Raw genomic sequence first — 12,585 nt, forward strand, 5'->3', positions numbered from 1 at the left:
TGAACCTTGGGACAACATGAAGACGGCCGGTCTTGCGGCCAACGGCCATCATGATAGCCTATGCAGAAGCGCCTAGGCTGCGACCGAACTCGTCCCGGCTGCCCCTCGGCGCCTGACCACGGTGCCGACCATGCCGAAGCCGATCAACAGCATCGTCCAGGTCGCTGGCTCCGGCACAGCGACGGCCGAGGTGACGTAGCTGATCGAGGAGTCATAATAGTGGCGGAAGACGGTGGGCCGGAACGTGACGAGTGTCGGATTGGCGATCGTACCGCTGAACAGCGTCGGTCCGACGAAGCTCGCCTCGGTGCCATTCGCGGTGAAGACGGTCATGCCACCTTCCTGCTCGGTATCGTAAAACGTTAACCCTGCCAGCGCCGAGCCGTCGGAAAATGTGCCGGGCACATCGAAGACAAAGAAGTTGTCCGGGAACAACGGGTGGGAAACCGTGGTGCTGTCGAGCAGGAAGCTCGCCGCGAAGCCATTGCTCCCCTTGATCGTGTAGCGCAGGTCCACCGCGCTCGCCGGCACTGAAGACAGCACCGCAGCAACAGCCGCGGCGAGGGAGAGCAGGCGTTTCATCGGGCTATCCTTGATGGTGTGCGAGGTGCAAGGCACGCATCCGGATGTCAGGCCTCGGCGTCAGGCCGATAAGTTACTGAATGCGTCGGCCCGTTACCATCGATCATCAGCATTATCTGTGGCGTAGTCATTACAATCTCGCGCATTTGTAGGTTCTGCTGTCCCGCAACGACTAGTTCCCCATCGTGTGTTGCAGATCTGTCCCGGGCTAGGAGTGTGCTGCAGCCCAAGCTGGCGTCTTGCTTCGGACGGTTATAGTGCCGTGCATCATGCACATGGTTTACGGTCCAGACGACCCGGCGGCGGAGGCGATCACATTCGCCGAATTCCTCAAGGTCGACATTCGTGCCGGCACGGTCCTCAGCTGTTCGCCATTCCCGGAAGCGCGCAAGCCGTCCTTCATTCTGATGATCGACTTCGGCGCGACGATCGGCGTGCGCAAGAGCTCGGCGCAGATCACCGAACGCTATACGCCGGAGGCGTTGATCGGCAGGCGGGTCCTCGCCGTCATCAACTTTCCGCCCCGTCAGATCGGGCCGATCAAGTCCGAGGTACTGGTCCTTGGCTTCGCCGATGAAGGCGGCGCGATCGTGCTGGCGACGACGGCCGACGACATACCGGACGGCGCGCGCTTGGCCTGACGGTCGGCGACGGGATCGTCGCCGACCGATCAGGCCAGCATCGTCTTCAGGCGCTCATTGACGACGCCCGGGTTTGCCTTGCCGGCCATCGCCTTCATCGTCTGGCCGACGAAGAAGCCGAACAAGGCTTCCTTGCCGGCCTTGTACTGGGCGACCTTGTCGGCATTGGCGGCGAGGATCTCGGCGATGCGCGCGTCGATCGCGCCGGTGTCGCTAGTCTGCTTGAGGCCGCGTGCCTCGACGATGTGCGCAGCGCCTTCGCCTGTTTCCAGCATGATTTCGAAGACCTGCTTGGCGAGCGAGCCCGACAGCGTGCCGTCGGCGGTCAGGGCGAGCAGTTCGCCCGCTACCGCAGGGGTGACAGGCGAGGTCGCGATGGTCTTGCCGAGGCGGTTGAGCGCGCCGAACAGGTCGGAGATCACCCAGTTGGCGGCGGCCTTGGCGGGCGCGCCGGTCGCGAGCAGCGCCTCGAACCAGTCGGCGGTCTCCTTCTCAGCTGTCAGCACGGCGGCGTTGTACGAGCTGATCCCCAACTCGCCTTCGAAGCGGGCGCGCTTGGCGGCGGGCAGTTCGGGCAGGCTCGCCTCGCATTTGGCCATGAAGGCGTCGGTCAACTCGACCGGCAGCAGGTCGGGATCGGGGAAATAGCGGTAGTCGTGCGCGTCCTCCTTGGAGCGCATCGAGCGGGTGACGCCCTTGTCCGGATCGAACAGGCGGGTTTCCTGCACGATGCGGCCGCCGGCCTCCAAGACCTCCACCTGTCGCTTTGCCTCATGCTCGATGGCGGCCATGACGAAGCGCACGGAATTGACGTTCTTGGTCTCGGTGCGGGTGCCGAATTCCTCGCCGGCGCGGCGGACGCTGACGTTGACGTCGGCGCGCATCGAGCCTTCGTCCATGTTGCCGTCGCAGCTGCCGACATAGCGCAGCACTTCGCGCAGGGAGCGCACATACGCGCCGGCCTGGGCGGGGGAACGCATGTCGGGCTTCGACACGATCTCCATCAGCGCGACGCCGGAGCGGTTGAGGTCGACGTAGCTCAAGGTCGCGTGCTGGTCGTGGACCGACTTGCCGGCGTCCTGCTCGAGATGGATGCGCTCGATGCCGATGGTTTTGGGCTCTTCTCCTTCGGGTTCGACGGTCAACGCGCCCTCGCCGACGATGGGGTGGTAGAGCTGGCTGATCTGGTAGCCCTGCGGCAGGTCGGCGTAGAAGTAGTTCTTGCGGTCGAAGCGCGACCAGCGGTTGATCTGCGCGCCGAGTGCCAGCCCGGTCCGCACCGCCTGCCGCACGCACTCGCCGTTGAGCACCGGCAGCATCCCCGGCATCGCCGCATCGACCAGGCTGACCTGGGTGTTGGGCTCGGCGCCATAGGTCGCGGAGGCGCCTGAGAACAGTTTGGAATTGCTGGTCACCTGGGCGTGGACTTCGAGACCGACGACGATCTCCCACGGGCCGGTGGCTCCCTGGACGGTGTAGACTGTAGGCTCGGTCATGACTGGATCTCGGTTGAAGATGAGAGCTGAATAGCCTGCCTGGTTGGCCTCGTCACCTTTGCTCGTTAATGCCGAAAGTTGAAGTTGTTGCGGCAACGGTGTCTTGGTTGGCATACAGCGACGTGCATACTAATCCTTCATGAGTTCGGGTCTAGACGATCATGTCGCGTTCGACGCGTTGCACTGAAAATTGGCGAGGAACGCGTGTGGACTGCCTGTTCGACCGCATGGAGGCTCATGGTCGCCGTCCGGCGCTGATCGACGAAGCCGGCACCGTCGTCGATTATCTCGATCTCGCCGAACGTGCCGATGCAATGGTGGCAGGCCTGGCCGATCGACGTCGCCTGGTGTTGATCGAGTGCGCCAATACCGTCGACGCGCTGACCGCCTATATCGGCACCCTGCGCGCCGGGCATGTCGCCCTGCTAGGTCCGCCCGGCAGTGCCGACGGCGCGCTTGGACAGCAGTTCCCGCCCGACGCGGTGTTTCGATCGACTGCAGAGGGCTGGCGCAGCGAGCGCCGCGACGGTGGTCCGTCGGTTCTTCATCCTCACCTTGCAGTGCTGCTTGCCACCTCCGGCTCGTCGGGCAAGCCCAAGCTGGTCAGGCTGTCCGACACGGCGGTCGCCGCCAACGCAGCGTCGATCGCCGAGTATCTGGCAATTACGATGGACGACAAGGCGATCACCAGCCTGCCGTTCCATTATTCATACGGCCTGTCGGTGATCAACTCTCACCTGATGAATGGGGCTACGCTGCTGGTGACCGACGGCTCGGTCATCGATCCGGCGTTCTGGAGCTTCTTCCGCCGCGCCTCGGGCACCAGCTTTGCGGGCGTACCCTATAGTTACGAGCTGCTCGAGCGACAGAACTTCCGTAGCGACGTACCGCCGACGCTGCGCACAATGACCCAGGCCGGCGGCCGGCTGACGCCCGAACTTGCAGCTGCCTATGCAGATTGGGCCGACACCCGCGGCGTTCGCTTCTTCCGGATGTACGGCCAGACCGAGGCGACGGCGCGCATGGCCTATCTGCCACCCGACCTGGCCAAGGCCAATCCAGGAAGTATCGGCATCGCCATTCCCGGTGGCCTGCTGGAACTGCGCGACGCCGATCAGACCGGCGAGGGCGAGTTGGTCTATAGCGGCCCGAACGTAATGATGGGCTATGCCGAGCAGCCCGCCGACCTCGCGCTTGGATCCGAGATCGAGACACTGCGGACCGGCGACCTGGCCCGGCGAAATGCCAACGGGCTGTTTTGCATTACCGGGCGATTGAGCCGTTTCAGCAAGATTGCCGGCTACCGCATCGGGTTGGACGATCTGGAGGCACGGCTGGCAGCAAACGAGATTCATGCCGTCGTGGCAGGTGACGACGAGCGGCTGATACTGTTAGTGATGGTTGGCAAACCGGAGACCGCGGCGGCGATGGTCGTCGCGCAAACCCGCCTGCCGCCGTCGAGTATCGTCGCCTATGCCGCGGCCGACATCCCGCGGCTCGCCTCGGGCAAGGTCGACTATCCGGCTATCCTGGCACATGGGCGCGACCTGTTGGCTGCTACGCAAGACGAGGCACCTGCACTCAGCCTGGCGTTGAGCCGGGTCCTAGGACAGCAGGTCGTCCTGCCGGACAATAGCTTCCAGTCGCTGGGCGGTGACTCGCTATCGTACGTCCAGGCGTCGATGGTCATAGAGGATCATCTCGGCAGCTTGCCCGACGGCTGGGAGTCGATGACCATGGCCGAATTCGATCGGCTAGGCACGCCGGCGCTCGTGCCGGGGCCGTGGTCGATGCGTCGGTTCGAGAGCGAGGTCGCAGTCCGCGCCGCTGCGATTACCGGCATCGTTGGGGTACATGCAACGACCTGGACGCTGGCCGGAGGTGCCAGCCTGCTGCTGTTGCTGGCGGGTTATAATCTCGCTCGCTTCCAGCTACCGCGCCTGCGTGCCGACGAGGGACTGAGCCTTTTGGGTTCGTTCGCCGTCCGCATTCTGCTGCCGTACTACCTTATCCTGATCGTCTATTCGCTTCACCGCGAAGTCGACCTGTCCTCATGGCTTTTGCTCAGCAACATCAGCGGGCTGCACCATAGCCTGCTGGAGCCCTTCTGGTTTCTGGAAGCGCTGACCCACTGCTTGCTACTGTTCATCGCAGCCTTTGCCATCCCCGCAGTGCGGCGCGCGTCGCCGGTGCGCGTCGGGCTGGCGATGCTCGTCTTCGCACTGGTGATGAAGTTTGCGGCGATCGAGCTATGGACCGGTCGACCGCTCGACCAGCGAACGGCGGACGCGGTGCTCTATCTCTACGGCATCGGCTTCCTGCTAAAGCTGTGCACGCGCCCGATCGAGCGATTGCTGCTGGTGGGACTGGCGCTGGCGGGTACCGCGCTCGACTGGGGCTTGTCCGACGTCCACATTGTCTGGATGGGGATCGGTTTGGGGGGACTGGCGCTGTTCCAGCATATTCGGTTGCCGCGAGTGCTGGCAACGGTCGTGATGCAGGTCGCCAGCGCCAGCTTCTACGTCTACCTGACCCACAACATCATCGTGAACCTGTTCGTCATCCATCTACACGTCAAGCCGGACTGGCTGGCGATCCCGGTGGCGCTGGTCGCCGGCATCGGCGTCCGCGAAGTGGTCGAGCGGACGATCCGCCTCGTGCAGAGGCTATGGCGCGGCTACCACCAACGCTCAGGTCGCGCCGTGAAGCCCGCAGCGCGTTCGATGACATAGCCGGCGTTGAGCACGCCCGCTTCGTCGAGGGCCGGCCCGATGATCTGCAGGCCGAGCGGCAGCCCGGTTTCCGACAGGCCAGCGGGCACCGACATCGCCGGCAGCCCGGCCATCGAGGCCGGCACGGTGAAGACGTCGTTCAAGTACATCTCCAGCGGATCGGCCTTGTCGCCGGCAGCGAAGGCGGCGCTCGGCGCGGTCGGGGCGAGCAGCAGGTCGCAGACCTCCCAGGCCCGATCGAAATCGCGGGCGATCAGCGCGCGGACCTTCTGCGCTTGGGTGTAATAAGCGTCGTAGAAGCCCGCCGACAGGACGTAGGTGCCGATCATGATGCGGCGCTTGACCTCCGGGCCGAAGCCGGCGGCGCGCGTCGCCTCGTACATGTCCGCGAGGTTGCCGCCCGGCGGCGTGACGCGCAGCCCGTAGCGAACGCCGTCGTAGCGCGCCAGGTTCGACGAGGCCTCGGCCGGCGCGATGATGTAATAGGCGGGCAGGGCGTACGTCGTGTGCGGCAGCGACACGTCGACGATGGTCGCGCCGGCGTCCTTGAGCCACGCCAGCCCCTGGTCCCACAGCGCCGCGATGGTCGGGTCGAGGCCGTCGGGTCGGTATTCGCGCGGCACGCCGATGCGCTTGCCGCGCAGGTCGCCGGTCAGCGCTGCCTCGAAGTCCGGGACGGCGACGTCGAGCGAGGTCGAATCCTTGGGGTCGTAGCCGCACATCGACTTGAGCAGGATGGCGCAGTCGCGCACGTCGCGCGCCATCGGCCCGGCCTGATCGAGCGACGAGGCGAAGGCGACGACGCCCCAGCGCGAGCAGCGGCCATAGGTCGGCTTGATGCCGGAGATACCGACGAACGCCGCGGGCTGGCGGATCGAGCCGCCGGTGTCGGTGCCGGTCGCCCCGGCGCACAGCCGCGCCGCGACCGCCGCCGCCGAGCCGCCCGACGAGCCGCCGGGGACCAGCGGGCGATTGCTGCCGCGCGCGCGCCACGGCGACACGACGTTGCCGAAGGCGCTGGTTTCGTTCGAGGAGCCCATGGCGAACTGGTCGAGGTTGAGCTTGCCAAGCATGCCGGCGCCATCGGCAAACAGCTTGCCGGAGACGGTGGACTCATAGGGCGGGATGAAGCCTTCGAGGATCTTCGACGCCGCAGTGGTCTGGTAGCCCTTGGTGGCGAACAGGTCCTTGATGCCGAGCGGGATGCCGCTGAGCGGCTTGGCGTCGCCGCTGGCCAGCGCTGCATCTGCCGTCGCGGCTGCGGCGCGGGCGTGGTCGGGCGTCTCGATGATGAAGGCATTGAGATCGCGCGCGCTTTCGACCGCGATGATGTGCGCCTCGGCGAGTTCGCCGGCGGAGAAGGATTTGGCGCGCAGGCCGTCGCGCATCGCCGCGATGGAAAGGCCGGTAAGATCAGTCATCTATTCGATTACCTTGGGCACGGCATAGAAGCCGAAGGCCGCGTCCGGGGAGTTGCCGAGCACCTTGTCCTGCATGGCGCCGTCGGTCACGACATCGTCGCGCCATTTCAGATGGTTTGGGATGACGGCGGTCATCGGCGGGATGCCCGTCGTGTCGACCTCCGACAGCTGCTCGATCCAGCCGATGATGGCGTTGAGCTCGGCCTCCAGCGGCGCGACCTCGGCATCCTCGATACGGATCCGCGCCAGATGCGCGATGCGTTTGACGGTGGCGGCGTCGACGGACATTCAGTGCTCCGGTAAGACGCTCGGGCGTCGTGGCGCCGGTTGGGGCCATGCCGCGGTAGCACGCTGCCATGCCGCGATTCAAGCATGTGGAACGACTTCGGCGTTGCACCGGCCTGCGGTTGACCGGACGCGGCGTTCGATTAGCAATGCCGCCATGCTCATCAGCCTGATCGCCGCCGCGCTTGCCGCTGCAACCCCCGCCGCCCGGGCCGCTCCGGCAAGCCCCGTCGTGGGTGCGCCGAGCGCTGCCGGCTTCGCGTTCCCGTATGCCGAGGGCGACTACGTCGCGCGCGACTTCGCCTTCCACAGCGGCGAGCGCATGGCGGCGTTGCGGCTGCATTATACGACGCTGGGCCGGCCGCACCGGGACAAGGCCGGGCGCGTCGACAATGCCGTGATGGTACTCCACGGCACCGGCGGCACCGGCCAGCAGTTCTTCAACCCGGTCTTCGCCAACGAGCTGTTCGTGCCGGGGCAGCCGCTCGATATCACGCGCTATTACATCATCCTGCCGGACGCGATCGGGCACGGGAAGTCGTCGAAGCCGAGCGACGGCCTGCACATGCGTTTCCCGAAATACGACTATGCCGACATGGTCGAGGCGCAGCACCGGTTGCTGGTCGACGGGCTGAAGGTGACTTCGCTGCGCCTGCTGATGGGCACGTCGATGGGCTGCATGCACGACTTCGTTTGGGCCGAGGCCTATCCCGGCTTCGCCCGCGCGATCATGCCGACCGCCTGCCTGCCGGTCGAGCTGGCGGGGCGCAACCGGACGTGGCGTAAGCTGTCGATCGACGCGATCGAGGCCGACCCGGCCTGGGCGGGCGGCGAGTACAAGTCGCCGCCGCTCGCCGGCTTGCGCACCGCCGCCTCGCTCAGCCTGATCGCCGGGTCCGCCCCGGTGCGGATGCAGGCCGACCTGCCGACCAGGGCGGCGGTGGAGGATTGGCTCAAGGGGCGCATCGAGAAGCAGCTCGACGGCGATGCCAACGACACGATCTACCAGCTCGACGCGTCGCGCACCTACGATCCTTCGGCGAAGCTGGAGACGATCACCGTGCCGGTCGCGTGGGTCAACTCGGCAGACGACTTCATCAACCCGTTCGGGCTGGGCATCGCCGAGAAGATGGTCGGGCGGATGCCGAACGCCACCTTCCGCCTGATCCCAGAGAGCGCCGACACCCATGGCCACGGCACGCACACCTGGGCGAAGTTCTGGAAGGCCGACCTGGTGGCATTGCTGGCTCGCAGCGGCGGCTGAGCGTCGCGCCCGCTTACGCTCCGGCGCATGGGTGCTATAGCCCGCCGCGTTGGAGTTGAATCATGCTGGCACGCCGCTTCCTGTGGATCGTCGCGATCCTGGTCTTCCTGGTGATCGCCGCGGCGTTCGCCTATCGGCTGTTCGGCCAGCAGCTCCTCCGCGCCGCAATGGTCCCCAGCGTCGAATTCGCAGCGAGCCCGCAGGCCGACATTCCCGATTACTCCCGGCCCGACGGCTGGGACGCGCATCCCGCACTGCCGCACAATCCGGCGTTGTGGACCCCAGCGGGCTTTACCGCCGTGCCCAAGCCGCTGGTCGCCGTGTTCTTCGTCACACCCACCGCCTACCTCGGCCGCGATCGCTGGAACATGCCGTTCGGCGATAGCGCGACCGACGCGCGGATCAAGCTGTATCTGCAGGGTGACGCCAGCGTCTTCAACGGCATCGGCGAAGTCTGGGCACCGCGCTACCGGCAGGCGAGCTTCGGCGCATTCCTGACCGACAAGCCCGACGCCTCCCGCGCCATCGACCTGGCGTATGGTGACGTCGCCCGCGCCTGGGATGCATTTATCGCGGCGCAGCCCGTGGACCGCCCGATCATCCTGGCGGGCCACAGCCAGGGCTCACTCCATTTGCTGCGACTGCTCAAGGAACGGCTGGCCGGCACGCCGGCGATGAAGCGGGTGATCGCCGTCTATGCCATCGGCTGGCCGATCTCGATCGAGGCCGACCTGCCGGCGCTGGGCCTGCCTGCCTGCGCCAATGCCGAGGCTACCGGCTGCATCATGGCCTGGCAGAGCTTTGCCGAGCCGGCCGATCCATCCTCGGTGCGCCAGGTCTTCGACGCCACCACCGGCTACACCGGCAAGCCGCGACGTGACACGCACATCCTTTGCACCAATCCCCTGCTTGGACGGACGGGCGACGAGACCGTGCCACCGGAGAAGAACCTCGGCTCACTCGTCCCGGGCGAAGCGCTGAACGATGCGACCCTGGTAGCGGGCGGGGTCGGCGCACAATGCGAGCCAACGGGTATTCTGATGATCGGCGAGCCACCCAAGGGCTTCGACAGCTACATCCTGCCGGGTAACAATTACCACGTCTATGACTACCCCCTGTACTGGGCCAACGCGCGCGCCGACGTCGAAGCGCGGGTCAACGCCTGGGAGGCGAGGTGATCCTCGACGCTGCCGGATTCGGCGGCGCGCTGTCGGGCGGCCGACTTGTCGGGCTCGACGTCGGCACCAAGACGGTCGGCATCGCCACCTGCGACGCCAGCTGGACCTACGCGACGCCGCATTCCGTCCTCAGGCGGACCAAGTTCACGCCCGACCTGGCGTTGCTGGTCAAGCTGCTCGATGCCGAGCGGATCGTCGGCGTCGTCGTCGGCCTGCCGCTCAGCATGGACGGCAGCGACTCCCCCCGGACCCAATCGGTCCGCGCCTTTGCCCGCGCCATCGACCTGCCGCTTGGCCGCCCCCTGCTGTTGTGGGACGAGCGCTGGTCGACCCAGGCGGTCGAGCGGCAGATGATCGCCGAGGACTGGTCGCGCGCGCGCCGCGCCGAATCCATCGACAAGCATGCCGCCGCGCACATCCTGCAGGGCGCCATCGACGCATTGACCCGGGAGGTGCTGTGACTGCGATCTACAAGCTGCTGCGCGCTGCGGAATGGGCGGCGTTCGATACTGCGGGCAGCTTTGCCGGGTCGGCGGACGACCTGCGCGACGGCTATATCCACATGTCCGCCGCCGAGCAGCTCGACGGCACCCGAAACCGTTATTTCGCGGGGGAGGCAGGGCTGGTGCTGCTCACCCTCGACGCCGAGGCGCTGGGCGACGACCTGCGCTGGGAGGAGGCGCGGGCCGGGCAGATGTTCCCGCACCTGTACCGCCCCCTGCGACGCGCCGACATTTCCGCAATTACGATGCTTGCGCCGCCTTTGCCCGGATGAACGCCGGGCGCTGCTGCAATCGCTCCCAGTAATCGACCAGTCGCTGTGACAACCGGTCATGCAGTTCAAGCCGGGACGCCAGCATCAGCGCATAGCCCACCGAGATGTCCGCCGCCGTGAAGCGTCCGGCGCACAGCCACTCATTGTCCGCCAGCGCTGCGTCCGCCAGGATGGTCCGCCGCGCAAACCAGTGCGCGTAATCCGCCGCAGCCTCCTGCAGCCCTTTCTCCGGCTCGCGTACCGTATAGCGCAGCACGACCGTCTGCGGGAACGTCAGCGTCGCCTCACCGTGATGCAGCCAGTTGAGCCAGACCCCATAAGCCGCCTCGTCGACGTCCACCGCCAGCGAGGAGGGCCCGTAGCGGGTACACAGATACTGCACGATCGCCGCGGATTCCGTCAGCCGCGCGTCGCCGTCGATCAACAGCGGGATCGTGCCCAGCGGGTTCAGGTCGAGATACCCCGGCGTCGTGAACCGTGGCGGAAACTCCAGCCGCTCCAGCTGGTATGGCAGTTGCATTTCTTCCAGCGCCCATAGCGCCCGGAACGATCGGGCGTCGCTGCAATGGTAAAGGGTGATCATTTGGGCTCCCTCGTTGTTAATTGACGCTTCACCCAGTGCGGGTCAAAGCGCAACCTCGTCCAGCCAGGGGAGGCATGATGACGTTCAAATCCCGCGCAACGAGCATGGCCATCGGTGCCGTCTGCCTGACCACCGGTGTCGCGCTGGCGTTCGGGATCAGCGCCGGTACCGGCGAGGGGCTGATCAAGGCCCAGACCGCCGCACCGCCCGCTGCCGAGGATACCAGGGTGGTGCCGCTCGACCCGACGCGCCTGCTGTTGAGTTACAGTGCCGTGGTCAAGCGAGCGGCGCCAGCCGTGGTCAACGTCTATTCGGCGCGGATCAACCGCAGTCGCCCGGCGATGACCAGCGATCCGTTCTTCCAGCGCTTCTTCGGCAGCCAGCAACAGCCGCCACGCGTCGAGCAATCGCTCGGTTCCGGCGTCATCGTCGGCAGCGATGGGCTGATCATCACCAACAATCACGTCGTCGACGGCGCCGACCAGATCCTCGTCGCCCTTGCCGACCGCCGCGAATATCCAGCGAAGCTGGTGTTCTCCGATGCTCGGCTCGACCTGGCCATGCTGCGCATCGACGTGAAGGGGGTCAAGCTGCCGGTCGTGCCGCTCGGCGACAGCGACCGGGCAGAGGTCGGCGACGTCGTCCTCGCGATCGGCGACCCGTTCGGTGTCGGACAGACCGTCACCCACGGCATTGTCTCGGCCACTGCAAGGACGGGACAGGGCGTCTCCAACTATCAATATTTCCTGCAGACCGACGCCGCCATCAACCCAGGCAATTCAGGCGGCGCGCTGCTCGACATGCAGGGCCGCCTGCTCGGCATCAACACCGCGATCGCCTCGCCATCGGGCGGCTCGAACGGCGTCGGCTTCGCCATCCCGTCGAACATGGTTCGCGTCTTCATGGGCGCCGCCAGGACCGGCAAGCTGGTCACCGGCTGGATCGGTGCCGAGGGCGAGGGCCTGACCACGGCAACCGCCACGCAGCTCGGCCTCGACCGCCCCGGCGGCGTGCTGGTCACCGACGTCTCGCCCAACTCACCGTCTGCCGCCGCCGGTATCAAGCCCGGCGACATCCTGCTCGCTGTCGACGGCAAGGAAGTCGTCGACCCCGGCCAGTTGCGCTACCGCATCGCTGTGCTTGGCGTCGGCACCCGCGTCGAGCTCGACGTCCGCCGCGCCGGCCAGCGCCGCACCGTCGCGCTGACGCTCGCCACGCCGCCCGAGAAGCCGGCCCGGTCGCTGACCCGCATCACCGGCGAGAACCTCCTGACCGGCGTCACCATCGGTAACCTGTCCCCCGCCTTCGCACAGGAGATCGGCGCCGGCCTGCCCGAAAGAGGCGTGGTCGTCACCGACATCCTCGCCGGCGCTCCGGCCGCCCGCTTCGGCTTCCTCAAGCCCGGCGACCTCATCGAGGCGGTCAACGGCACCGACGTCCGCACAGTCTCCGACGTCGCCACCGCCATTCGTACCGGCACCCCCAGCATCCGCTTCAACCGCGCCGGCCAACGTAGCCTGTGCGGCGTCGTGCAGGGGCAACTTGCTTGTAGCACTTGAGGGCATGAAGAGGGGCCCTTGGCAGGACACACCCAACGCAGCCTGCGGGTGCAGGAGGTCGAAAGATAA

12 protein-coding genes are annotated in these 12,585 nt (G+C 66.5%); 7 read left to right on the forward strand and 5 right to left on the reverse strand.

Annotated elements, in window-relative coordinates; all coding sequences use genetic code 11:
• Positions 1-72: 72 nt before the first annotated feature.
• Positions 73-582 carry a PEPxxWA-CTERM sorting domain-containing protein gene (locus ACOFKW_RS10820; protein WP_419814162.1) on the reverse strand — a complete coding sequence of 170 codons (510 nt, stop codon included), beginning with the start codon at positions 580-582 and terminating at the stop codon, positions 73-75.
• 269 nt (positions 583-851) lie between these two features.
• Between ACOFKW_RS10820 and ACOFKW_RS10825 the strand changes: the two genes are divergently transcribed.
• A complete protein-coding gene (locus tag ACOFKW_RS10825; RefSeq protein ID WP_419814163.1) occupies positions 852-1,223 on the forward strand; it encodes a tRNA-binding protein in 372 nt (123 codons plus the stop codon).
• Positions 1,224-1,252: 29 nt separating this feature from the next.
• Here the strand turns inward: ACOFKW_RS10825 and gatB are convergent, their stop codons facing one another.
• Positions 1,253-2,719 (reverse strand): Asp-tRNA(Asn)/Glu-tRNA(Gln) amidotransferase subunit GatB, encoded by a 1,467-nt coding sequence (gene gatB / locus ACOFKW_RS10830; protein ID WP_419814164.1) that lies wholly within the window; start codon positions 2,717-2,719, stop codon positions 1,253-1,255.
• Between the two features lie 206 nt (positions 2,720-2,925).
• Between gatB and ACOFKW_RS10835 the strand changes: the two genes are divergently transcribed.
• Positions 2,926-5,451 (forward strand): AMP-binding protein, encoded by a 2,526-nt coding sequence (locus ACOFKW_RS10835; protein WP_419814165.1) that lies wholly within the window; start codon positions 2,926-2,928, stop codon positions 5,449-5,451.
• Here ACOFKW_RS10835 and gatA read toward each other — a convergent pair.
• Together gatA and gatC are read right to left on the reverse strand one after the other, a co-directional pair.
• Complete coding sequence (gatA, locus tag ACOFKW_RS10840) at positions 5,397-6,872, reverse strand: Asp-tRNA(Asn)/Glu-tRNA(Gln) amidotransferase subunit GatA (RefSeq protein ID WP_419814166.1); 1,476 nt, start codon at positions 6,870-6,872, stop codon at positions 5,397-5,399. The genes ACOFKW_RS10835 and gatA overlap by 55 nt on opposite strands.
• Positions 6,873-7,160, reverse strand: a complete 288-nt coding sequence (gene gatC, locus ACOFKW_RS10845) for an Asp-tRNA(Asn)/Glu-tRNA(Gln) amidotransferase subunit GatC (RefSeq protein WP_419814167.1) — start codon at positions 7,158-7,160, stop codon at positions 6,873-6,875.
• Between the two features lie 154 nt (positions 7,161-7,314).
• Between gatC and ACOFKW_RS10850 the strand changes: the two genes are divergently transcribed.
• The 4 genes from ACOFKW_RS10850 to ACOFKW_RS10865 all read left to right on the forward strand — a co-directional run bounded on the left by ACOFKW_RS10850 (position 7,315) and on the right by ACOFKW_RS10865 (position 10,374).
• Positions 7,315-8,421 (forward strand): alpha/beta fold hydrolase, encoded by a 1,107-nt coding sequence (locus ACOFKW_RS10850; RefSeq protein WP_419814168.1) that lies wholly within the window; start codon positions 7,315-7,317, stop codon positions 8,419-8,421.
• 62 nt (positions 8,422-8,483) lie between these two features.
• Positions 8,484-9,599: a DUF3089 domain-containing protein gene (locus tag ACOFKW_RS10855; RefSeq protein ID WP_419814169.1), complete on the forward strand. Its 1,116-nt coding sequence runs from the start codon at positions 8,484-8,486 to the stop codon at positions 9,597-9,599.
• A complete protein-coding gene (ruvX, locus tag ACOFKW_RS10860; RefSeq protein ID WP_419814170.1) occupies positions 9,596-10,060 on the forward strand; it encodes a Holliday junction resolvase RuvX in 465 nt (154 codons plus the stop codon). The genes ACOFKW_RS10855 and ruvX overlap by 4 nt, the downstream gene beginning before the upstream one ends.
• Positions 10,057-10,374, forward strand: a complete 318-nt coding sequence (locus tag ACOFKW_RS10865) for a DUF952 domain-containing protein (RefSeq protein ID WP_419814171.1) — start codon at positions 10,057-10,059, stop codon at positions 10,372-10,374. Before ruvX ends, ACOFKW_RS10865 begins: the two co-directional genes overlap by 4 nt.
• Here the strand turns inward: ACOFKW_RS10865 and ACOFKW_RS10870 are convergent.
• Positions 10,343-10,957 carry a glutathione S-transferase family protein gene (locus ACOFKW_RS10870; RefSeq protein WP_419814172.1) on the reverse strand — a complete coding sequence of 205 codons (615 nt, stop codon included), beginning with the start codon at positions 10,955-10,957 and terminating at the stop codon, positions 10,343-10,345. The two genes, ACOFKW_RS10865 and ACOFKW_RS10870, sit on opposite strands and share 32 nt — an antisense overlap.
• A 104-nt stretch (positions 10,958-11,061) precedes the next feature.
• Between ACOFKW_RS10870 and ACOFKW_RS10875 the strand changes: the two genes are divergently transcribed.
• Positions 11,062-12,516, forward strand: a complete 1,455-nt coding sequence (locus tag ACOFKW_RS10875) for a Do family serine endopeptidase (RefSeq protein WP_419814173.1) — start codon at positions 11,062-11,064, stop codon at positions 12,514-12,516.
• The last annotated feature ends 69 nt before the right edge of the window (positions 12,517-12,585 follow it).

This window comes from Glacieibacterium sp. (assembly GCF_965200405.1).
Classification (GTDB): Bacteria; Pseudomonadota; Alphaproteobacteria; order Sphingomonadales; family Sphingomonadaceae; genus Glacieibacterium.